Below are 20,462 nucleotides of genomic sequence, written 5' to 3'. Positions count from 1 at the left end.
ATACGTCTCGTAACTCACTTGTCGGTGATCAAGCGATGGAAGGAGCCCACCATGGCCCGAGGCGGCGGAAACATGCTGGGAGTCGGCGGCACACGTCGGAACCTCGACCGCAAGGCGCTGCGCGGTGGCGACCGCGGGGGTCGGATCGGCGGGGTGGACACCGATGCGCAGAAACGGGAGTTGCTGCGCAAGTTCCAGGAGAGGAACGCCGAGCAGGAGGACAGGACGGAGGTGTCCCGGGAGCCCCAGGAGTCTGAGGAGGCTGAGGAGGGCGAGCGCACGTCCTAGTCGGCCGCCGGCGGCCACTCGTCGCCCCAGTGCGCGTCGCGGGCCGCCTTGTAGAGGTCGCCGTGGCGCTTGGTGACCGTGGTGCGGCGCAGGGCCGGTTCGGTCTCGCACAGGTCGAGGAGGACCTGGCCCTTGCGGATCTGCGGCTTGCGGACGATACGGGCGGGGGCCGGGGCGACCGGGAGGCGGGTGGCGGCGACGTAGCTGAACTTCTCGTCCTCGTAGGCGAGGGAGCCGCCCTTGATCTGGCGGTGCAGGGAGGAGCGGCTGACCCTTGCCGAGAAGTGGCACCAGTCCGTGCCGGGGACGATCGGGCAGCCGGCGCTGTGCGGGCAGGGGGCGGCGATGCGGAATCCGGCGCCGATCAGGTGGTCGCGGGCCTCGATGACGCGGGCGTAGCCGTCGGGGGTGCCGGGTTCGACGATCACGACGGCCTGTGCGGCGGACGCCACGGTGTCGAGGAGGGTGGTGCGGTCGGGGGCGGTGAGCTCGTTGAGGACGTAGGAGACGGTGACGAGGTCGATGGGGTCGAGGGTGAGCGCCGAGCCGATGCGGGCGCGCTGCCAACGGGCCTGTTGCAGCGCCGGGTTGGCGGCGGCGATCTCCCTGCCGGTCTGCAGGGCGGGCTCGGCCCAGTCCAGCACGGTGACGCTGCGCTCGCCCGGCCAGGTCGCGGTGACGGCCCAGGTCGCGGCGCCGGTTCCGCCGCCGACGTCGGTGTGGCTGCCGGGGGTCCAGTCCGGTACGGCCCGTGCGAACGCCTCCAGCGCCGAGTGGACCGCCTCGAAGGTCGCGGGCATCCGGTACGCGGCGTAGGCCGCCACGTCGGCGCGGTCGCGGAGGATGGGGGCGTCGGTGGGGGTGGCGCCCCGGTAGCTGGCGATCAGCCGCTCCACCGCCTGCGCGGCCTGGCGGGGCGGGAGGCCGTCGAGGAGGGTGGCGAGGCTGCCGCGCAGGGCGTCCGCCGGGGATACTGGGTCGTTCACCCGGCAATTCTACGAGGCCGACGCCGGACGGGCTGAAAGGCCTGGACCGGCACTAAAAATCAGCCTCTCCCCCACAGCCCCCGCTACAACCCCCGCACAGCCCGCGCCACCCTCGTCCCCACCCTCGCCCGCGGCCTGCTGTCAGCCGCCCGCCGCCGCGGATGCACCGCATTCGCCAGCAGCACCACAAAGGTGTCCGTCACCGGGTCCACCACCAGCGACGTCCCCGTGAACCCGGTATGCCCCGCAGCCCCCCGCCCCGCCAACTCCCCCATGAACCACGGCTGATCCACCGCGAACCCCAGCCCGGGCTCGGACAGCAGCAGCTCCACGAAGTCCGGACCGAGGATCCGGGCGGGCCCGTACGCGCCGCCGGAGAGCAGGGCCCGGCAGAAGACCGCAAGGTCACGTCCCGTGGCGAAGAGGCCGGCGTGGCCCGCCACCCCGCCCAGCGCCCAGGCGTTCTCGTCGTGGACGACGCCCCGCAGCATCCCCCGGTCCGCCTTGGCCCACGGCCGCCGCTGGTCCTCGGTCGCCGCCGCGCCGGGGCAGGGGCCGAAATGGGTCGACGTCATGCCCAGGGGCCGGGTGATCCCGTCGTGGATCAGGACGTCGAGCGTGCGGCCGGTGATGCGTTCGAGCACGTGCTGCAGCAACAGCAGGTTGAGGTCCGAGTAGCAGTACGTCCCCGGCACCCCCACCGGCGGCTCCGCCCGCAGCCGCTCCAGCCGCGCCGCGTCGTCCGCGCAGTCGTACAGCGGCAGTTCGGGCCGCATCCCCGAGGTGTGGGTCAGCAGCTGACGCACCGTGACGTCATGCCGGGCCGCGGCGCGGAAGTCCGGCAGATACGCCCCGACCCGCGCGTCGATGCCCAGGGTGCCGCGCTCGATCTGCTGCACCGCTGCGACCGAGGTGAAGAGCTTGGTGAGGGAGGCGAGGTCGAAGGGCGTCGACGTGGTCATCGGGACCTGCGCCTCGGGCGGCAGTTCCACCCCGGCGTCCTTCTCCCCGTCGTAGGAGGCGTACCGCACGGCCCAGCCCACGGCCTCCTCGACGGCGAGGTAGGGCCCCCGCCCGACGACGAGCACGACGCCGGCCGCCCAGGGGCGGGAGCCGGTCGTGAGGTCGTGGACCTCGCGGACGAGCTGACGGATCTCCTCGGGGTCGAGTCCGGCCCTCTCCGGCGTGTCCCCGCGCAGTCTCGGCGCGCTCAGCTCTCTGCTCCCTCCGCACCCGCACGGCTGTTCCAGGGACGGCACAGTCCCATGAAGCAGGCCAGCGCCACCAGTGCTGCGGCCAGTTGGACGACGGCCATCGGGACGGCGGTGTCCTCTCCGGCGATGCCCACGAGGGGCGAGGCGATGGCGCCGATGAGGAATGAGGACGTGCCGAGCAGCGCGGAGGCGGACCCGGCGGCGTGCTTGGTGCGCAGGAGGGCGAGGGCCTGGGTGTTGGGCAGGGTGACGCCCATCGCGGACATCAGGACGAAGAGGGCCGCCGCCACCGGTACCAGCCCGACCTCGCCGAAGACGCCCAGCGACATCAGCAGCAGCGCGGTCGCGGCCAGGGTCACCACGGCCAGCCCCGCGCCGAGCACCCGGTCCAGACTGACCCGCCCCACCAGCACCTTGCCGTTGATCTGGCCGACGATCACCAGCCCGACGGAGTTGAGCCCGAACAGCAGGCTGAAGGTCTGCGGCGAGGCTCCGTAGATCTCCTGGATCACGAACGGCGACGCCGCTATGTAGGCGAACAGCGCGGCGAAGGCGAACCCGCCGGCCAGCACGTACCCGGTGAAGGCGCCGTCGGCGAGCAGCCCGCGCATGGCCCGCAGGGCCTCACCGACCCCGCCGCTGTGCCGGTCCTGCGGCGCCAGGGTCTCGGGGAGCCTGCGCCAGACGAGGGCGGCGAGCAGTACCCCGACCACCGTCAGCACGACGAACACGCCCCGCCAGTCCGTCACCCGCAGGACCTGGCCGCCGATGAGCGGCGCCACGATCGGGGCGACCCCGGAGATCAGCATGAGGGTGGAGAAGAAGCGGGCCATGGCCACGCCGTCGTACAGGTCGCGTACGACCGCCCTCGCGATCACGATCGCCGCCGCCCCCGCGAGGCCCTGCGCCAGCCGGAAGGCGACCAGGAACCCGATGTTGGGCGCGAGTGCGCAGAGCGCGGTGGCGACGACGTACACGGCGAGGCCCGCCAGCAGCGGGCGCCTGCGTCCCCACCGGTCGCTCATCGGGCCGACCACCAGTTGCCCGAGCGCCATGCCGGCCAGGCAGGCGGTGAGCGTGAGCTGCACGGTCGCGGCGGGGGCGTGCAGGGACCCGGTGACCTCGGGGAGCGCCGGGAGGTACATGTCCATCGCCAGCGGGGGCGTCGCCGCCAGACCGCCGAGGATGAGGGTGACGAGCCATCCGGTGACCCGCAGGGATCGGGCGGGCGGTCTGTCCGTCTTCGGTACGGCCGACTGCGACACGTCCGGTATCGGCTCCGCCGGCTGTATCGGCCCCCCACGGTCGCCCATGTGCCCCTCCCTCTGCGAGTGATCCGCCCTCTATGCTCTCAGCTCGTACAGAGTGCCGAGGGTCACATGAGCGAGGGGTGGGACCGCAGTGACGGAACGAAGCGTGCGGTGGGGGATCCTGGCGACCGGCGGGATCGCGGCCGCGTTCACCGCGGATCTCGTGGACCTGCCGGATGCCGAGGTGGTGGCCGTGGCCTCGCGGAGCCAGGACTCCGCCGACGCGTTCGCCGAGCGCTTCGGGATCCCGCGGGCGTACGGCGACTGGAACGCGCTCGCCGAGGACGGCGATGTCGATGTCGTCTACGTCGCCACCCCGCACTCGGCGCACCGCGTCGCCGCCGGGCTGTGCCTGGAGGCCGGGCGCAACGTGCTGTGCGAGAAGGCGTTCACGCTGAACGCGCGGGAGGCCGAGGAGCTGGTCGCGCTGGCGAATGCGCGCGGCAGTTTCCTGATGGAAGCCATGTGGATGTACTGCAACCCGCTCATCCGGCGGCTCAAAGCCCTCGTGGACGACGGCGCGATCGGCGAAGTGCGCCATGTGCAGGCCGACTTCGGGCTGGCCGGCCCGTTCCCGCCCGCGCACCGGCTGCGCGACCCGGTGCAGGGCGGCGGCGCGCTGCTGGACCTCGGCGTGTACCCGGTCTCCTTCGCCCAGTTGCTGCTCGGGGAGCCGTCGGATGTCACGGCGCGCGCGGCGCTGTCGGCGGAGGGCGTCGATCTGCAGACGGGCGCCCTGCTCTCCTGGGACAGCGGCGCCCTCGCGTCGGTGCACTGCTCCATCGTCGGCGGTACGGCCACCTCCGCGTCGGTCACCGGTTCGGGCGGCCGTATCGACATACCGCACGGCTTCTTCTTCCCGGACCGTTTCGTCCTGCACCGTGACGGCCGTGACCCCGAGGAGTTCACGGCCGACCCGGCGGACGGGGCGCGGGGCAGCCTGCGGCACGAGGCCGCCGAGGTGATGCGGGCCCTGCGCGCCGGCGAGACCGAGTCACCGCTGGTCCCGCTGGACGGCACGCTGGCCGTGATGCGGACGCTCGACGCGATCCGGGACCGCGTCGGCGTCCGCTACCCGGGCGAGGCCCCCGACGGGGGCGCGGGCGAGGACCTCGCGCCCGAACTCACGCCGGCGTGAGCCCCGGCTCCCCCACCTCCGTCACGAAGGACGCGGCCGTCGTGACCGGCGCCCCGGGCGTGGTCACGTACGGCACCGTCTTGAAGTCGGTCCGCGCGAGCTGCTGCCCCAGCGCGACGGTCACATAGCCGCGCCGCCCGTTGTAGAACTTCATGTGCGGGTTGGCCTGCATGTACGTGTCCCAGTTGGCGGGCTTGTCGATGCCGTCCCGGCCGCTGGCGATCGACGTGGCGACGATCTCCGTGCCGAGGGTGGCGGAGTCGGGGTCGTCGAAGTCGGCCTTGATGTCGAAGCCGTACCCGACGTGGACGTCTCCGGTGAGCACCATCAGGTTCTCGACGCCGGCGGCCTTGGCGCCGTCCAGCACACGGCGGCGGGAGGCGCGGTAGCCGTCCCAGGCGTCCATCGACACCCGTGAGGGCTCGGTGAGGTCGAACTTGCGCTGGGCGAAGGTGACCTGCTGCGGTACCACGTTCCACAGTGCCGCCGAGTCGCGCCAGCCGTCGAGCAGCCACCGCTCCTGAGTCGCCCCGGTCATCGTGCGCGCCGGGTCGTCGACGTCCGGGCCGGGGATCTGCGAGCCGTCGCCGTACGCCTGGTTGGAGCGGTACTGCCGGGTGTCCAGCACGTCGAACTGGGCGAGCCGGCCCCATCGCAGGCGCCGGTAGAGCTGCATGTCGGGGCCGACGGGCTGCTGCGGGCGGCGCAGCGGCTGGTTCTCCCAGTAGGCGCGGTAGGCGGAGGCCCGGCGCAGCAGGAACTCCTCCGGCGGGACGCTGTTCTCCGGGATGTCGTCGGCGTAGTTGTTCTCGGTCTCGTGGTCGTCCCAGGTGACGACGAACGGGTGCGCGGCGTGCGCGGCCATGAGGTCGGGGTCGGACTTGTAGAGGGCGTAGCGCAGGCGGTAGTCCTCCAGGGTCACCGTCTCGCGGTTGAAGACCGCGGGGAGCGTGCGGTCGGTGTAGTTGCGGTAGCCGCCGACCGAGTTGACCGCGTACTCGTACAGGTAGTCGCCGAGGTGGAAGACGACGTCGACGTCGTCCTGGGCGAGATGGCGGTACGGCGTGTAGTAGCCGTCGGTGTACGCCTGGCAGGAGACGGCCGCGAGGGTCAGCGAGGTCGCCGTGCCGGTCGGCGCGGGGGCGGTGCGGGTACGGCCGGTCTCGCTGATCCAGGTGCCGGCACGGAAGCGGTAGTAGTAGACGCGGTCCGCGTCGAGCTTGCCGACCTCGACGTGGACCGTGTGGTGGAACTCGGGGTACGCGATGGCCGCTCCGCGTCTGGCGACCCTGGTGAACTTCTCGTCGTGCGCCAACTCCCAGTGCACGGTGATGCGTTGGGCGGGCAGTCCGCTGTCGGGCTGGTACGGGGCGGGGGCGAGGCGGGTCCACAACAGGACGGAGTCGGGCAGCGGGTCGCCGGAGGCGACGCCGAGGGTGAAGGGGTTGTCGGTGATCCGGCGGGCGTCGAGCTCGGCGGCGCTCGCGGCGCCCGCGGCCGGCAGGTTCACCGCGAAGGCGAGCGCGGCGGCGGCGCCCGTGACGGTCAGGAAGCGGCGGCGGCCGATGTGGCGGGCTGCCGCGCGCAGTTCGGGGCTGTGCTGGGGCGGGTCTGTCGTGATGGTCATCCGGTCCTCCCCTGACTGATGGATGCACGAGGCATTGCAGTGGCCGGGGACGACACTCGCTTGGCGCGTACACAACACCCAGATGGCAGACAGATGAGTTCCGAATGGCGGACCGTCGCGTAGCCTGCGGCCCCATGAATGACAGGCAAACGGACACGAGGACGGACGCGAGGACTGCCGTGGTGACCGGCGCCGGCTCGGGCATCGGCCGCGCGGTCGCGGTGGAGCTGCTGCACGCGGGCTGGTCGGTGGCGCTGGCGGGGCGGCGTGTCGAGACGCTGGAGGAGACGGCGGGGCAGACACCCGGAGCCGCCGCTCTCGTCGTACGGACCGACGTGTCACGGCAGGAGGACGTGGCCGCGCTGTTCGCGGCCACGGTGGAGCGGTTCGGGCGAGTGGACCTGCTGTTCAACAACGCGGGGACGTTCGGGCCGGGCGGGGTGCCGGTCGAGGAGCTGTCGTACGACGCCTGGCGGCATGTCGTGGACACCAACCTCAACGGGGCGTTCCTGTGCGCTCAGGCGGCGTACCGGCAGATGAAGGAGCAGGACCCGCAGGGCGGCCGGATCATCAACAACGGCTCGATCTCCGCGCACACGCCCCGCCCGCTCTCCGTCGCCTACACGGCGACCAAGCACGCGCTGACCGGACTGACCAAGTCCCTGTCGCTGGACGGGCGGCCGCACAACATCGCCGTCGGCCAGATCGACATCGGCAACGCGGCGACCGACATGACCGCGCGCATGCAGACGGGCGCCCTGCAGGCCGACGGCTCGGTGGTGCCCGAGCCCGTGATGGACGTGGCCGACGTGGCTCGAACGGTGCGGCACATGGCGGAGCTGCCGTTGGAGGCGAACGTGCAGTTCGCGACGGTGCTGGCGACGGCGATGCCGTATGTGGGGCGCGGCTGAGGCCCCTCCCCTCCCCTTGACCTCCACAACTTGCACAAGCGGAATGGGAAATTCCGACACATCGCGGCCGGTCGGCGACTTATGCTCAAGTCGTTCTGCACCAGAGCTTCACATATGAAGCAGACGGCTTCCGCAGGCCACTCCGAGGGGGGAGGCGGCAGCCGTTCCATGACACCGGGTGGGGGTGGACGTCGCGTGGGACCGCGAGGTACGCACCGGTGCGTGGAACGGCTGCCGGTTAAGCGGTACGACGGTGCTCAGCAGCCCGTACGCACGGTGCTCAGCGGCCGAGGATCCGGTCGATGTCGACCATCTGCCCGGCGGTGAGCGGCCCCTGGGCGATCGCGCCCGCGTTCTGCTCGGCCTGCTCGACGGAACGGAACCCCGGGATCGGTACGGTGCGCGGGCTGCGGGCCCACAGCCAGGCGAGGGCGCCCTGGCCGAGCGTACGGCCGCCGCCGGTGAGGACGTCCTTCAGCGCGTCGACGCGCGCGAGCCACTGCGGGTCGGCCCCGGACCCGTCCTCGAAGCCTTTCAGCCACTGCGGCGGCCGGCTGCGGATGTCCCCGGCCTCCAGGGCCTGCCCGGTCCTGCGCTTGCCGGTCAGCAGGCCCATCGCGAGCGGGCTGCGGTTGATGCTCGCCAGCTCCAGCTCCTCGCACAGCGCGAACATCCCAGGGGCGTCCTGCAGCACGTTGGCCGCGTGCTGTACGGCCGCGCAGTGCTCCCCCTGCGCGAAGACGGCGGCACGGGCCGGGTCGTCGGTGCTCCACGCGTAGGCACGGATGAGCCCCTCGCGCACGAACTCCTCGCAGACGTCACGCAGTTCGGCGGCACGCTCCGGGTCGGCGTCGGACAGGTGCAGCTGGTACAGGTCGACGTAGTCGGTGTCCAGGCGCCTCAGCGAGGCGGTCAGCGCGCGGCGGGCGTACGGCACGGTGTCGTCGGCACCGGTGAGGGTGCGGGTCTCCTCGTCGAAGACGTTGCCCCACTTGGTGGCGACGACGACATCGGCACGGCGCTTGCCCAGGGCGCGGCCCAGGACGCGTTCGCTGTGGCCCGCGCCGTAGGTGTCCGCGGTGTCGAAGAAGGTGACGCCCAGGTCCAGGGCGCGCCGGACGGCCCGTACGGACTCCTCGTCGTCGACCTTGCCCCAGCCGAGCGGCTGCCCGTCGGCGGACTGCCACTCACCGCCGATGGCCCAGCAGCCGAAGCCGAGCGCGCTGACCTCGATGCCGGTCCGTCCCAAAGTCCTCTTGGTCTCCATGGGGTGGGACGTTAGAAGTTGAAGTGCACACGAGGGCAAGCGCTTGAGCGGCTCCGGCGGTGGCTTGCTCGCCGCCGGCTATGCCTGGCCGGTCTCGAAGCGGGAGATCCTGCCGTCGCCCTCGACCTCGAAGTGCCAGCGGGTACGCATCTCGCCCCAGGTGTCGTTGCGGTAGTGGGTGAGGAGATCGCGGCCGCTGTTGGACTCGTTGTCGACTTCCATGTGGCCGTTGGAGGAGAAGATCTCCCGCTCGATCCAGTCGGCGAGGTCGCGGTCGCTGCCGTCGTCCGCCATGGTCGCGCCGGGCGCGAGGATGCTCATGAAGCCCTCGCGGTCGTGGGCGTTGACGGCGGTGACGAAGGCACGGACGGCGGGGTCGCTGAGTTTGGACGTCTGAATCGTCATGGCAGTCAGCCTCACACCGCCCCCGGAGCCCCGCCACCCGAACGGCGGCGCGGGCAGGCCGGGCGGGTGACTTCGATGCGACGGTGGATACGAGGGCGGGGATCGGACGGGGATCCGTCACCAGTGGTCTGTTCCGGGAGTCATCGGGAGTCATTGTGAGTGCTTACGACCGACATGATCTGGGCCTGCTGTTGCTCCGGCTCGGCGCCGGCGGCGTGCTGATCGCGCACGGCACCCAGAAGCTGTTCGGCTGGTTCGGCGGACACGGCATCGAGGGCACCGGCCAGTTCATGGAGTCGATCGGCTACCAGCCGGGCAAGGCCAGCGCGACGGCCTCGGGCCTCGCGGAGGCCGGCGGCGGCACCCTGCTGGCGCTGGGCCTGGCGACCCCGGCGGCGGGTGCGGCGGCGGCCGGCGCCATGGCGGGCGCCGCCGCGGTGCACGCCCCGAACGGCTTCTTCAACCAGGAGGGCGGCTACGAGCACGCGGCCACCCTGGGCCTGGCCGCAGCCTGCCTCGCGATCACGGGCCCCGGCCGCCTCTCCCTCGACCACGCCCTCGGCCATGTCGTCGACCGCGGCTGGATGGTTCCCACGGCACTGGCGGCGACGGCGGCGGTGACGGCGGTGGTGATCGGGACGCGGAACAAGAGGCTGGACGAGGCGAGGACGGACAGGGAGGAGCAGGCGGGGGCGTTCGAGGATCAGGAAGCCTTGTTCGAGGAGTAGGCGGCCGCTGTGCCAAGCTGCCCGCATGACTGATCAGGCAGCCCCTCCCGGCACCGCCGCCGAGCCCGCCACCGAGACCGCCGACGACCTCTGGGCAACCATCGACGACCTGTGGACCTGGCTCGACACCGACCAGCCGGTCGGCGGCAAGGAGGGCATGCTGCTGCGCATGCTGAAGTTGTCGGAGGAGGTCGGCGAGGTCGCCGAGGCGGTGATCGGGGCGACCGGTCAGAACCCGCGCAAGGGCGTCACCCACACCTGGGAGGACGTACAGGGCGAGCTGTGCGACGTGGTCATCACCGCACTGGTCGCGCTGCGGACGCTGACTCCGGACACGCGTGAGGTGTTCACCGAGCATCTGGCACGGGTGAGGGAGCGCTCGCTGGGCCCGGCTTCCTAGAAAATTCCGGTTCAGGAACGCGCCCCGAAAGGGGCGCGGGGAACTGCGCGACCCGCCCCCACCGGCCCGCAGGTCGACCGCTGCCCGGGCGTCAGCCGCAGCACCGTCCCCTCCCCGTTCGCCGACAACAGCAACGCACCGTCCGGCGCCACCGCCAGCCCCGCAAACCGCCGCGCCATTCCTGGCATGCCACCCGCGAAGAGAGCAGGTTCCGCCCGCGGAACCACCCCCGGCGGCGCCCCGACCGGCAGGTCCTCCGCGTCGGTCCGGCGCTCCCCCGTCGTCAGGGACACCGCAAGCAGCCGGCGCCGCCCCGTCTCCACCGTGAACAACTCCGCACCCAGGACAGCGAGCCCCTGCGGTGCGTCGAGCCCGTCCACCACGACCGTCGGCGGCCCGTCCGGCTCGACCCGCAGCACCGCGCCCAGCCGCTCGTCGCTGACGTAGCAGCGCCCCTCGGCGTCGAAGGCCACGTCCACGGGCTGTTCGAGCCCGTCCGCGAGCACGGTGAGCCCGTCCCGCTCATCGACGGCCACGACCCGCCCCGCGTCCGACTCGGCGACGACCAGCGAGCCGTCCGGCGCCACGGTGATGCCGAGCGGCCGCCGCAGCCCGCCGGCCCGTTCCCGGGTGGTCCCGGCCCCGGGGTCGTACGTCTGGATCTGCCCGAACTGCGAGGTGGTGTGCAGGAGTCCACCGTCGGCCACGATGCCGTGCGAGAAGGGCCGCAGGGAGTGTGTGGTGACGCCGCCCTCCGGCGAGCGCTCGGGGCTCGCGACCCGGTAGTGGTCGGCGGCGTACACCTTGCCGCCGAGGTCGACGGTCACGCCGTACGGTCCGTCGAGTCCGCGCGGCACGATCTCGCGGGTGCGCCCGTCGGGGTGCATCTCGGTGACGCCGCCGCTGGCGTAGCTGGAGACGAACATGCGGTTATCGGCGTCGAAGGCCGCGTTGTCCAGCCCGACGACGCCGCTGGTGACCAGGGTCCGTGAGCCGCTGCCGTGCAGGTCGATGCGGGTGACGATGCCCTCGGGTCCGCGGGACAGCACATGCAGCATCCCGCCCTGGTCGAACCGTACGGCGACCGGCTGGTGGACGTCGTCGGCGACCACCTCGGGCGCGCCCCCGTCCGGCTGGATCCGCCAGACCTGGCCGGTGAGCAGGGGGTTCGGGCCGCTCATCATGTGCGGGTAGTAGAGGTGCCGGTCGGGCCCGAGCTGCATGGCGTTGCCGAGAGCCAGCCCCGACGTCAGGACCCGCGGGTCGCCTCCGTCGGGAAAGAGCTCCATCAGCCGGCCACCCGGCTTCATCTCATTCACGAACAGCCGGTCGCCGACGCAGGTGATGCCGTTGGGGTTGTCGACATCCTCGGAGACGAGCGTGTACTCCCCCTCCGGACCACGCCGCCACACCCGCCCCGGCACCAGGTCGGCGATGTACATCGAGCCGTCGGCGCCGAAGGCGAGGTCGTCCGGCGCCTGCACGGGACTGTCCATCGGTACGACCACCTCGACCTCCCCGGTCGCCGGATCGACGGCGCTGATCTGCCCGGCGAGGAACTGGGCGACGTACAGCCGCCCGTCGGGCCCGAACGCGACGCCGTTGGAACCCCACAGCCGGCTGGGCGGATTGAGCCGCTCGGCGGCCCAGCGGACGCTGGTGGTGATGTGCCGGTCGCCGGTCGTGTCGTACCTGCTCGGCTCCACGGCGCTCATGCCTCGCCCTCGACCAGCACCTCGCGCATGCCGCCCTCCGTGCGCCAGCGCCGCAGCAGCTCGTGAAAGGCGACCGGCCCGTCGCCGTACGACTCGCTGCGCTCTCGCGGCCGCCCCTCGTTGTTGTAGTAGCCGGGCGTGCACTCGGCCTGGAACTTGTGCAGGTCGGCGGCCTTCTGACGGATCGTCGCCACCCAGGCGTCCTGCGCCTCGGCGGTCGGCTCCACGCACCGGACCTGCCGCTTGCGCGCCTGAGCGACGACCTCGGCGACGTGCGTGGCCTGTTCGTCGAGGATGTGGACGTAGTTGACGGAGGCGGCGTTCTGCATGGAGCCGAGCAGGAAGAGGTTGGGGAAGCCACGGGTGGTGAACCCGTGCAGTGTCTTCAGCCCCTCGGTCATCCAGGTCTCCAGCAGCCCGGCGCCACCGCGTCCGTACACCGGTAGCTTGCCGGACAGCACTCCCGACCTGCCGACGTCGAACCCGGTGGCGAAGACGATGCAGTCGACCTCGTACTCGGTGTCGCCGACCACGACGGCGTTCTCGGTGATCCGCTCGACGCCGTGGGTGTCGGCGGTGTCGACGAGGGTGACGTTGGGCCGGTTGAAGGTCTGGAGGTAGTGGTCGCTGAAGGTGGGCCGCTTGCACATGTACCGGTACCAGGGCTTGAGCTTCTCGGCGGTCTCCGGGTCCTGCACGGTCGTCTCGACGCGGGCGCGCAGCTCGTTCATCTTCTGGAAGTCGGCGATCTCGTAGGCGAGTTCGCGCTGCTCGGCCGGGACGTCCGCGTAGGCGTTGGTCGGGATGAGCTTCTCCTGGAGCCGGGCGGTGCTGGTCCAGGCGTCGTTCACCAGGTCCGCCTCCTCCCGGCCGCCGGTGACGACCTTGAGGAAGTTCTCCATACGCTGCCGCTGCCAGCCCGGTTGGAGGGACGCGGCCCACTCGGGGTCCGTGGGCCGGTTGCCGCGTACGTCGACGGAGGAGGGCGTGCGCTGGAACACGTACAGCTGCTCTGCGTCCTGTCCCAGGTGCGGCACGACCTGGATGGCGGTGGCGCCGGTGCCGATGAGGGCGACGCGCTTGTCGGCGAGCCCCGTCAGACGGCCGCTCGCGTCGCCGCCGGTGTAGTCGTAGTCCCAGCGGCTGGTGTGGAAGGTGTGCCCGCGGAAGGTCTCGATGCCGGGGATGCCGGGCAGCTTGGCCTGACTGAGGGTGCCGCTGGAGACGACGACGTACCGGGCCCGGATCTCATCGCCCCGATCGGTGCCGACGATCCATTCCAACCCGCCTTCGTCCCATCGCAGTTCAGTGACCTCGGTCTGGAAACAGGCGTGCTCGTAGAGGCCGAAGTGCCTGGCGATGGCCCGCGCGTGCTGCCGGATCTCCTCGCCCGGCGAGTACTTCCACCGCGGGACATGACCGAGCTCTTCGAGCAACGGCAGATAGATGTACGACTCGATGTCGCAGTGGATGCCCGGGTACCGGTTCCAGTACCAGGTCCCGCCGAAGTCCCCGCCCTTCTCGACGACCCGGATCTCCTGCACACCCGCCTGCCGCAACCGCGCCCCGGCGAGCAGCCCGCCGAACCCGCCACCGACGACGACGGCCTCGACCCGATCGCGCAGCGGCTCGCGCTCGAACTCCGCATCGGCGTACGGGTCCTGGTCGTACGCACCGAACTCGCCGGTGAGGTGCCGGTACTGACCGCTGCCGTCGGGCCGAATCCGGCGGTCGCGCTCGGCGCGGTACTTGGCGCGCAGGGCATCGGGGTCGAAGCCGAACTCCGCGTCCAGGCTGATGCTCACGTCCTGCGGCTCGGGCATGGGTACGCTCTCCTCGGTCGTGGGGCCGGCCGCGGGAGGGCCGGGACAGGGGAAGTCGGAGGTCAGTCAAGCGAACCGGCCTGACAGCTCCCAGACATATCCCGGACACGTGATCAATGTGACCCAGGACACAAGCTGCCGGGGGCACTTACGGCCGTGCGGGGCTTACGGCCATGCGGGGCTTACGGCCGTGCGGCCCCGCCCAGCCAGTAGCCGAAGCCGCGCCGGGTGTGGATCAGCGCGGCCTGCCCGCCCCCCGTTCACCTTGCGGCGCAGCCGCGACACGAGCCGCTCGATGGCGGCGTCGGTCGGCGGCTCGTCCCAGACGTGCCGCCCGATCTGCTCCTTGGACAACACCCGCCCGGCGTTCACCAGCAGACGGCGCAGCAGCCGGCACTCGGCGGGCGTGAGCTCGATGGTGCGTTCACCGCGGCGCGCCCGACGGGTGGCGTAGTCCAGCACGAGATCGCCGTGGCGCAGGGCGCCGTCCCACCCTGAGGGTTCACGGCTCCGCACCAACTGCCGGGCACGGGCCAGCACTTCAGCGACCCGCCCCGCCGCTCGCCCTGCCGGCCTCGGTCGCGCGGTCCACCGCGACGGTCCGGTGGCCGGCGAGCTCCGGCAGCGCGGAGAGCGGCTCGGAGGTGCGGGGATCACCGACGACGAGGAGGACATCCGGTTTCGCCGGTACCGCCGGTTCCGCGTCGGTCGACTGCGGCTTCGGCATGCGGTCACTTTACCTGCTGAATCCCGTCGCAAGGCTCAGCCGAATAATCGCGCCCCTTCAAACCGAACGAATCGCGCATGCGCCGGAAGGAAGTAAGCCCGGGTGCCATTTTCACCCCATACGCCCCATTTGCATGCATAAAGTAATCCATTGTCACCCCTGCATGATTCGGCATTGCAGGTCCTCACCATTTCCCCCCTGACCGCCGGGAGCGCCACACCGATACCGTGAATAGCGCCACAGGGCGATACGAAGGAAGGGCAACCTTATGCGGAACCTTTTCCCGACACACGGAACTTGCGGTACGGCACTTTTCGGCCTGAACAACGACGACGGGGACTCCGCCTGGGGCTGAACGCCACACCGCGTTCGTTCCGGCCGAAGTGGATGCAAGGAGGACACATGCCGACGATAGAGTTCTTCGGCATACAACGCGAAGCCCGCAATGCCCTGGAGAACCAGGTACGCGGGCTTCTGGCGGGGGAAGAGTTCCGCGAGGACTGCGTTTTCGTCACCGCGGCAGATTCCCGCGTTCTGGACTGGCAAGGTCGCAGCCGCCCGTTCATCCGCGTCAGCACGCGGTCGGCGGAGCGCGCCGACCGCTTCCGGAAACTGCTGCACCACACCTGCGATCTCGAAATCGTTCGTATCGACTTCCAGCCCATGGCCGAAAGTTCACCGGATGAGGGACAGCACAATGGATGAGGGATTCGAGCTCCGGCTCATCGAGGCACTACAGCCCGTCCGTGGTTTCGCGCTGGCGCAGGGCATCTACCACCTGTTCAGCAGTGGCCTGTACGAACGCATCGCGGACGGTCCGCAGTCGGTCCAGGAAGTGGCCGCGGCCCTGGAACTCGACGCGGCACGGACCAGCGGATTTCTGCGCTACCTCGCCAACGAGAACTATGTGACGCTGCGCGGCGACACCGTGGCCCTGACGGAAAAGGGCCGCGGTCTCGGACCGTACCGACCCTGGTACGAGCTGCTGGTCGGCGGCTATGCAGAAACGTTCCAACAGGTCACGCACGTCTTGCGTGGCAAGGGGTACGCGAGCCGCGACGGCAGGCTCGTGGGCATCGGAAGCTGTGGGATCAGTGCCTACGACGCACTGCCGCTCGTCCGCGAGCTGATGTCCGATCTGCCGGCCACGCCGGACTCCATCGTGGACCTCGGCTGCGGTGACGGGACCTTCCTCGCGGACCTGGTCGGCGACTCCGGCACGGTCACGGGCATCGGAGTCGACCCATACGCTCCCGAGGAGTCCTCGGCCGCGGGCCTGGACTTCGTCCGCTCCGGCGCCACCGACTACGTCCGGAACACGGTCGCTTCCGACGCGGAGCCGGACTCCTCGGGGCTCTGCCTCGCCGCGTTCCTGCTCCAGGAGATCCTGGAACAGGAAGGCCGCAGCGCGGTGGTGGAGCTGGTCCGCGCGGCCCTGCGCCACTCCGGCCACCTCGCCGTCGTCGAGGTGGACCACCGCCCCGCCGACCCGCAGGTCATGCAGCACGGCCTCGGTCTGGCCTACTACAACCCGTACTACCTCCTGCATGTCCTCACCGAACAGCGGCTGGAGACCGACCAGTTCTGGCAGGACCTGTTCCGAGAGGCCGGCGCCTCGGTCGTGTCCCGGCGCGTGGTCGATCCGCGCGTGGACTCCACCGGCCTTGAGGTCGGCTATCTGCTGAGTCGGCAGGGAGGTGCCGCCCAGTGAGTCTGACGCCGCTGGGACAGCGCCTCGCGGTGGTCGCGGCCTCGCCGCAGGAGCCGTGGGAGATCCTGGCCGAGAACGTGCCCGTCTGGCCCGAACCGCCCGGCCTTCAGACGGTCGGCTGGGAGCTGGACGCGCAGTACGCCCCGAGCCAGGGCACCGAAGAGCTTCTGGATGCGCTGTGCCTGAGGATGCGGGAACAAGACGTCGACGTGGGCACGGATGCGCTCCTCGTGACCAACGGCGCCTTCGACGGGCTGGGGCTGATCGCCCGTCACCTCTTCGGGAACGGAACGCGGCGAGCGGTGTGCAGCGGCCCCGTCCTGCTGAGCGTCGCCGATCTGCTGCAGTCCATCGGCTTCGACACGCAGGTGGTGGACTGGCCGGACCTCGTCGGGAAGCACTCCTGGACCGAGCTCGGCCTCGGCCCTGAAGACCTGCTCTACGTCAACTCCCCGCACAACCCGACCGGTGCCTGTATGGACGAGGCAACGGCACGCGCCCTGCTCGCCGCCCAGCGTCGGCTCGGCTTCAGGCTGGTCCTCGACCTGGCCTACGACTCCTTCCTTCAGGACCCCGCAGCTCTGGCCGCGCCGCTGGCTCTGGTCGAGAACTGGCGTGGCGTCTACGGCTTGAACAGTTTCTCCAAGAACTACGGCGCCCCCGGACTCCGCGTCGGCTGGATCACCACCGCCCCTGACGAGGTCGCCCAGCTCACCGCACGCATGGAGTGGGAACGCATCGCCGTGTCCACGCGGGCCCAGAACCAGGCGGCCCAGCTGTGCAAACTGGGCAACCAGCCGCTGACCGAGCGGGTGCGGGCCGGCCATCGGCTGGTCCTCGACTGGGCGCGGGCGAACGGCATGCGGGTATCCCCTCCGCAAGGTGGCACGCATGTGTGGGTGGACCCCGGGGTGCCCGACACGGAGAAACTGGCGGACGAGCTGATGTCGGAGCACCGCCTCGTCATCACCACGGGCGCGCACTACCACCCCGCCGACTCCCGCCATATCCGCATCCCGACCGGAGCCGAACCCGCGTTCCTCGCCAGGTCCCTGGAGGCAATCTCCGCCACCAGCGAGAGGCTGCGCCGTTTCACGGCGGTGTCCGGAAACCCTGAGTGATTCAGTCTGCTTTGCCCATGTATGGGAACGCTGCATGTTCCCGCAGTGCAGATGCCCAACCACAGCATTCCAACCGCTGAGATGGGCGCCCGGCTACGGTGAGCGAGAACCGTTCGAAAGGCGCCCGGGCTTGCAATTCGGCCCCGATTCCATCATTCGCATAGATGCGCACCGCTTTCGTGCGTCATTTATGCGGCGGCCCTCGAGAGGTAAGGACAGCCCGTGAAGCATCCCGCACAGCCCACCGCTCCGGACATCGCCGTCAAGAACACCGACGGCGAGAAAACCCTGTACATCGACGGGTCGCAAGCCATGCAGGAGTGGGAAGCACCATTCATGCGCCGCTCGGCCGAGATCCTCTGCCGCACCGGAGGCGTATTCCTGGAGTGCGGACTCGGCTTCGGGCTCTCTGCCATCGCGATCGCCGAACAGCCGAAGGTGGAGAAGCACACGGTCGTCGAGATCTACGACGATGTCATCCAGGAGTTCAAGAAATCGACGCCGGCTCTCCCCGACAACCTGGAGATCGTCCAGGCCGATTTCTTCGAGTACATCGACTCGATCCCCTCCCGGACCATCGACGGCATCATGCTGGACCCGTGGCTCCCGAAGCAGATGCGGGACGACGCGGAGTGGTGGGACACGCTGATGCGTGAGCAGATCACGCGCGTCCTCCGCCCCGGCGGGCACTTCATGTCCTTCTTCGTGACCGAACCGAAGATCGAGCCGCGCTGGGAGCCGTATTTCGACGAGGTCCTGATCGAGCGGCATCCCTATGACAGTTACTCGACCACCAGCTACCTGGAGGGCAGGCCGTCCGGCCATGCCTACCTCCAGTGCTTCACCAACCGTCACTGATTCGCCAGGAGGAAGAAATGCCACTGCACTTCACCGGGGTAGCAAGCGACGTCGAGATTCAGATCGGCGGCAAGGTGAAGTACCGCGTGCTCGCCGTCGCATGGGACGACGAGAAGAACCTCCAGCGGTATCTGATCATCGGGAAAGAGCGGCCGATCTGGGTACCTGAGAGCGACGTCACGGAGTTCTTCCCGGCGCCGACGCCTGTGGCGGGATAGCGGTCGTCTGTCATGGCGGGGGTGACGAGCACGGCACCCCCGCCGCACTCGTACGTGCGGCTGATCCGCCGCAGCACCCGCTTCAAGACGCCGCGAACCGAAAAGGGATCGGCCAGTCATGTCAAGCTCTCCAACCGAGTTCTGCACCAGACTCTTCAACCCGATCGACGACCATGCCGAATACGCCGATGCCGTCGCGCGTTTTCTGGCCGCACCGGACCCGGATTCCATCCCGGTGTGGGTGGACGGCCGTGCCGATCTGCTGTCCGCCATGCAGCTGGCAGCCGAGCTCTACCGAGGCATCGCGCAGCCGGCGGCGTTCGCGCAGGGCGTGCTCCTGGGGGGATCCGAACTCCCCGCCGGTCTACGGTCCTTGATTGGGTCGCTCGCTCTGCAGTGGCTGGACGAGGAGGAGTTGAGCGTCCAGTACCCGGAGCCGGCGGAAACCCTCCCCGGCGGGCGATCCCTGCTGGTCGTGGCCGCGTACCCGCATCTGACCTCGAGCCCGGTCATGGAGATCGTGCGGCAGGCCCAGCGGGTCACCGGTCGGCAGGTGGGGCTTCTGACCGGCCGGGACGCCGCGTCGCTGGCGTGGTTCACCGCCAAGCAGTTCTGCGTGCCTGATCCGGAGGTCGCGGCGTCGGGCTTGTTCACGTCCACGGACCGGCCGCAGGCTCTCGGCGGCGTAGAGGTCTACGACGACCGCGCTCTGGAACGCCAGGACATCGGTACCGAGCTTCTCGGAAGGCGATGGCGCCGGCTGCTGCTTCAGGGCCACGGACGAGACGACTCGATCAACCTCGCCGACTTCACCATCTGCGGGCTCAACCCCGCGGTGCCCCGCCGGCCGGAGCTGCTCGGGCCGCGCTGCGCCTACGGTCCCGACTGCTACAAACCGTCCGAGAAGCTGATCCCTCTGAACCGTGTCTCCGCCGTCGAGATCGTGCTGAGTTCGTGCAACAGCGGTCCGTTCGCCGACGCTGTGGCCTACGACCCCAAGTACCAGCTGATGCTCAATGCGGTGGACGGTGTGGCCAGAGATGTGGTGGCGGCGCCCACCGTGCATGACTCGGCCCGGCCCGAGAACACGATCTGGATGCGCGCGGCGGAGGCCGAGGCACCCTCCGCGAGGAGCCTCAACTCCACGATCACCGCTGCCCAGCCGGACCCTGCCTACCTGCACGTCGGCATGGCCGTCGACGGGGGAATCGAGCTTGACCCCACGCCCCAGCTGCCCCACCCCCTGGTGCTGTCGACGTCCTCCCGGCTGACCGCGTACCTCGCCGGCGGCCTGCTGCCGGCTGGACACGCGCTGCGCCCGCGCCTCACGAGGATCGCGGGCAAGGTGGAGCGCTGGGGGACTCGGGGAGCCACGGCGGCGGAGGGCGAGTCGGCCATCCTGCGTGCCCTGTCCGACGATCTGCAGTCCCTCGATCACGTGATCAGCACGCAGATCGTGAACGACCCGGAGACCGAGTTCACCGACTTCCAGGCCTACTTCGGCCAACGGAGCACCGTTGCCCGGGAGTCCGTCTCCGACGTGCTGTGCCACTGCGGCCGATCTGCCCGGCAGTTCGTGAAGCGCGCCCTGGTCCCCACGGCACTGGACACGGTCTGCACTCTCTGCGTCCGGTGCGGTGACGTGGCATGCCGGGTCGTTGGTTCGCCCGAGTTGCGCGTCAAGGCAGCGGAAACGGTCCACACGGGCGGGACGCTGCACGCACGCGTGCAGCTGCGTTCCGAACGCCGAGGGCCGGTGAGGATCGGCGTGTTCGTGCCCCGCCACCTGCGCTCGGACTGCACGGTGTCTCCGCCTCAGAGCAGGATCAGGGCGACCGCGGGGCAGTGGCACGAGGCGGAGTTCTCTCTCGCCGTCGATGCCGGGGCACACCCGCAGGCGTACTACTTCACGGCATTCGCCGTTCAGGACATCGGCCTGTCGACAGCACGCTGGGACTTCGGCGTCCTGCCCGCCGCCTGACCGCCGGCACACGAGAAGTCGTTCTGGAAGGCGG

Annotated in this window: 21 protein-coding genes; 11 read left to right on the top strand and 10 right to left on the bottom strand. The window is 70.4% G+C overall.

Features of this window, described 5'->3' with window-relative positions; all coding sequences use genetic code 11:
* The first annotated feature begins 51 nt into the window (after window positions 1-51).
* Entirely contained in the window at window positions 52-288 is a 237-nt protein-coding gene (locus tag OHO27_RS30505; RefSeq protein WP_328428176.1) for a DUF6243 family protein, read from the top strand.
* On the opposite strand, the gene OHO27_RS30500 is transcribed toward OHO27_RS30505, so the two are convergent.
* The 3 genes from OHO27_RS30500 to OHO27_RS30490 form a co-directional block, all read right to left on the bottom strand.
* Entirely contained in the window at window positions 285-1,274 is a 990-nt protein-coding gene (locus tag OHO27_RS30500) for a small ribosomal subunit Rsm22 family protein (RefSeq protein ID WP_328428175.1), read from the bottom strand. The two genes, OHO27_RS30505 and OHO27_RS30500, sit on opposite strands and share 4 nt — an antisense overlap.
* An 83-nt stretch (window positions 1,275-1,357) precedes the next feature.
* Window positions 1,358-2,533 carry a serine hydrolase domain-containing protein gene (locus OHO27_RS30495; RefSeq protein WP_328428174.1) on the bottom strand — a complete coding sequence of 392 codons (1,176 nt, stop codon included), beginning with the start codon at window positions 2,531-2,533 and terminating at the stop codon, window positions 1,358-1,360.
* The gene (locus OHO27_RS30490; RefSeq protein ID WP_328428173.1) at window positions 2,485-3,801 is read right to left on the bottom strand and encodes a multidrug effflux MFS transporter; all 1,317 of its coding nucleotides are present in this window, start codon (window positions 3,799-3,801) and stop codon (window positions 2,485-2,487) included. The genes OHO27_RS30495 and OHO27_RS30490 overlap by 49 nt, the downstream gene beginning before the upstream one ends.
* Before the next feature lie 88 nt (window positions 3,802-3,889).
* Here OHO27_RS30490 and OHO27_RS30485 point away from each other — a divergent pair, with 88 nt between their 5' ends.
* On the top strand, window positions 3,890-4,936 hold the full coding sequence (locus OHO27_RS30485; RefSeq protein WP_328428172.1) for a Gfo/Idh/MocA family protein: 1,047 nt from the start codon (window positions 3,890-3,892) through the stop codon (window positions 4,934-4,936).
* On the opposite strand, the gene OHO27_RS30480 is transcribed toward OHO27_RS30485, so the two are convergent.
* Window positions 4,923-6,563 carry an alkaline phosphatase D family protein gene (locus OHO27_RS30480; protein ID WP_328428171.1) on the bottom strand — a complete coding sequence of 547 codons (1,641 nt, stop codon included), beginning with the start codon at window positions 6,561-6,563 and terminating at the stop codon, window positions 4,923-4,925. The genes OHO27_RS30485 and OHO27_RS30480 overlap by 14 nt on opposite strands.
* Before the next feature lie 134 nt (window positions 6,564-6,697).
* On the opposite strand from OHO27_RS30480, the gene OHO27_RS30475 reads away from it, so the two are divergent.
* The gene (locus tag OHO27_RS30475; RefSeq protein WP_328428170.1) at window positions 6,698-7,474 is read left to right on the top strand and encodes an SDR family oxidoreductase; all 777 of its coding nucleotides are present in this window, start codon (window positions 6,698-6,700) and stop codon (window positions 7,472-7,474) included.
* A 280-nt stretch (window positions 7,475-7,754) separates the two neighbouring features.
* On the opposite strand, the gene OHO27_RS30470 is transcribed toward OHO27_RS30475, so the two are convergent.
* Entirely contained in the window at window positions 7,755-8,741 is a 987-nt protein-coding gene (locus OHO27_RS30470) for an aldo/keto reductase (protein WP_328428169.1), read from the bottom strand.
* Window positions 8,742-8,819: 78 nt separating this feature from the next.
* Window positions 8,820-9,146, bottom strand: a complete 327-nt coding sequence (locus OHO27_RS30465; RefSeq protein ID WP_328428168.1) for a nuclear transport factor 2 family protein — start codon at window positions 9,144-9,146, stop codon at window positions 8,820-8,822.
* A 155-nt stretch (window positions 9,147-9,301) separates the two neighbouring features.
* Between OHO27_RS30465 and OHO27_RS30460 the strand changes: the two genes are divergently transcribed.
* Complete coding sequence (locus tag OHO27_RS30460) at window positions 9,302-9,874, top strand: DoxX family protein (protein ID WP_328428167.1); 573 nt, start codon at window positions 9,302-9,304, stop codon at window positions 9,872-9,874.
* Window positions 9,875-9,899: 25 nt separating this feature from the next.
* Window positions 9,900-10,274: a MazG-like family protein gene (locus tag OHO27_RS30455; protein ID WP_328428166.1), complete on the top strand. Its 375-nt coding sequence runs from the start codon at window positions 9,900-9,902 to the stop codon at window positions 10,272-10,274.
* An 11-nt stretch (window positions 10,275-10,285) separates the two neighbouring features.
* Here the strand turns inward: OHO27_RS30455 and OHO27_RS30450 are convergent, their stop codons facing one another.
* From OHO27_RS30450 to OHO27_RS30435, 4 genes are all read right to left on the bottom strand, one after another.
* On the bottom strand, window positions 10,286-11,989 hold the full coding sequence (locus tag OHO27_RS30450) for a hypothetical protein (protein ID WP_328428165.1): 1,704 nt from the start codon (window positions 11,987-11,989) through the stop codon (window positions 10,286-10,288).
* Window positions 11,986-13,812 (bottom strand): flavin-containing monooxygenase, encoded by a 1,827-nt coding sequence (locus tag OHO27_RS30445; RefSeq protein WP_328428164.1) that lies wholly within the window; start codon window positions 13,810-13,812, stop codon window positions 11,986-11,988. Before OHO27_RS30445 ends, OHO27_RS30450 begins: the two co-directional genes overlap by 4 nt.
* 165 nt (window positions 13,813-13,977) lie before the next feature.
* Window positions 13,978-14,352: a winged helix-turn-helix domain-containing protein gene (locus tag OHO27_RS30440; protein ID WP_443059630.1), complete on the bottom strand. Its 375-nt coding sequence runs from the start codon at window positions 14,350-14,352 to the stop codon at window positions 13,978-13,980.
* A 1-nt stretch (window position 14,353) separates the two neighbouring features.
* A complete protein-coding gene (locus tag OHO27_RS30435) occupies window positions 14,354-14,539 on the bottom strand; it encodes a hypothetical protein (RefSeq protein WP_328430743.1) in 186 nt (61 codons plus the stop codon).
* Between the two features lie 402 nt (window positions 14,540-14,941).
* Between OHO27_RS30435 and OHO27_RS30430 the strand changes: the two genes are divergently transcribed.
* The 6 genes from OHO27_RS30430 to OHO27_RS30405 all read left to right on the top strand — a co-directional run bounded on the left by OHO27_RS30430 (window position 14,942) and on the right by OHO27_RS30405 (window position 20,428).
* Window positions 14,942-15,244: a hypothetical protein gene (locus OHO27_RS30430; protein ID WP_328428163.1), complete on the top strand. Its 303-nt coding sequence runs from the start codon at window positions 14,942-14,944 to the stop codon at window positions 15,242-15,244.
* Window positions 15,237-16,250, top strand: coding sequence for a 2-ketoarginine methyltransferase (locus OHO27_RS30425; protein WP_328428162.1), 1,014 nt, complete (start codon window positions 15,237-15,239; stop codon window positions 16,248-16,250). The genes OHO27_RS30430 and OHO27_RS30425 overlap by 8 nt, the downstream gene beginning before the upstream one ends.
* Window positions 16,247-17,371, top strand: a complete 1,125-nt coding sequence (locus tag OHO27_RS30420) for a beta-methylarginine biosynthesis bifunctional aminotransferase (protein ID WP_328428161.1) — start codon at window positions 16,247-16,249, stop codon at window positions 17,369-17,371. The genes OHO27_RS30425 and OHO27_RS30420 overlap by 4 nt, the downstream gene beginning before the upstream one ends.
* Before the next feature lie 222 nt (window positions 17,372-17,593).
* The gene (locus tag OHO27_RS30415; protein ID WP_328428160.1) at window positions 17,594-18,229 is read left to right on the top strand and encodes a class I SAM-dependent methyltransferase; all 636 of its coding nucleotides are present in this window, start codon (window positions 17,594-17,596) and stop codon (window positions 18,227-18,229) included.
* 17 nt (window positions 18,230-18,246) lie between these two features.
* Window positions 18,247-18,447, top strand: a complete 201-nt coding sequence (locus OHO27_RS30410; RefSeq protein WP_328428159.1) for a hypothetical protein — start codon at window positions 18,247-18,249, stop codon at window positions 18,445-18,447.
* A gap of 118 nt (window positions 18,448-18,565) precedes the next feature.
* Entirely contained in the window at window positions 18,566-20,428 is a 1,863-nt protein-coding gene (locus tag OHO27_RS30405) for a hypothetical protein (RefSeq protein ID WP_328428158.1), read from the top strand.
* Window positions 20,429-20,462 lie beyond the last annotated feature (34 nt).

Source organism: Streptomyces sp. NBC_00443 (genome assembly GCF_036014175.1).
Taxonomy (GTDB): Bacteria; Actinomycetota; Actinomycetes; order Streptomycetales; family Streptomycetaceae; genus Streptomyces.
This window is presented reverse-complemented; position numbering and strand designations above follow the sequence as displayed.

What these genes read in the sequence shown, in the direction of transcription:
- OHO27_RS30505 (WP_328428176.1), top strand. Translation starts at nt 52, where the DNA reads ATGGCCCGAGGCGGCGGAAACATGCTGGGAGTCGGCGGCACACGTCGG.
- OHO27_RS30490 (WP_328428173.1), bottom strand. Translation starts at nt 3,801, where the DNA reads ATGGGCGACCGTGGGGGGCCGATACAGCCGGCGGAGCCGATACCGGAC.
- OHO27_RS30480 (WP_328428171.1), bottom strand. Translation starts at nt 6,563, where the DNA reads ATGACCATCACGACAGACCCGCCCCAGCACAGCCCCGAACTGCGCGCG.
- OHO27_RS30475 (WP_328428170.1), top strand. Translation starts at nt 6,698, where the DNA reads ATGAATGACAGGCAAACGGACACGAGGACGGACGCGAGGACTGCCGTG.
- OHO27_RS30470 (WP_328428169.1), bottom strand. Translation starts at nt 8,741, where the DNA reads ATGGAGACCAAGAGGACTTTGGGACGGACCGGCATCGAGGTCAGCGCG.
- OHO27_RS30465 (WP_328428168.1), bottom strand. Translation starts at nt 9,146, where the DNA reads ATGACGATTCAGACGTCCAAACTCAGCGACCCCGCCGTCCGTGCCTTC.
- OHO27_RS30455 (WP_328428166.1), top strand. Translation starts at nt 9,900, where the DNA reads ATGACTGATCAGGCAGCCCCTCCCGGCACCGCCGCCGAGCCCGCCACC.
- OHO27_RS30450 (WP_328428165.1), bottom strand. Translation starts at nt 11,989, where the DNA reads ATGAGCGCCGTGGAGCCGAGCAGGTACGACACGACCGGCGACCGGCAC.
- OHO27_RS30445 (WP_328428164.1), bottom strand. Translation starts at nt 13,812, where the DNA reads ATGCCCGAGCCGCAGGACGTGAGCATCAGCCTGGACGCGGAGTTCGGC.
- OHO27_RS30435 (WP_328430743.1), bottom strand. Translation starts at nt 14,539, where the DNA reads ATGCCGAAGCCGCAGTCGACCGACGCGGAACCGGCGGTACCGGCGAAA.
- OHO27_RS30430 (WP_328428163.1), top strand. Translation starts at nt 14,942, where the DNA reads ATGCCGACGATAGAGTTCTTCGGCATACAACGCGAAGCCCGCAATGCC.
- OHO27_RS30425 (WP_328428162.1), top strand. Translation starts at nt 15,237, where the DNA reads ATGGATGAGGGATTCGAGCTCCGGCTCATCGAGGCACTACAGCCCGTC.
- OHO27_RS30410 (WP_328428159.1), top strand. Translation starts at nt 18,247, where the DNA reads ATGCCACTGCACTTCACCGGGGTAGCAAGCGACGTCGAGATTCAGATC.
- OHO27_RS30405 (WP_328428158.1), top strand. Translation starts at nt 18,566, where the DNA reads ATGTCAAGCTCTCCAACCGAGTTCTGCACCAGACTCTTCAACCCGATC.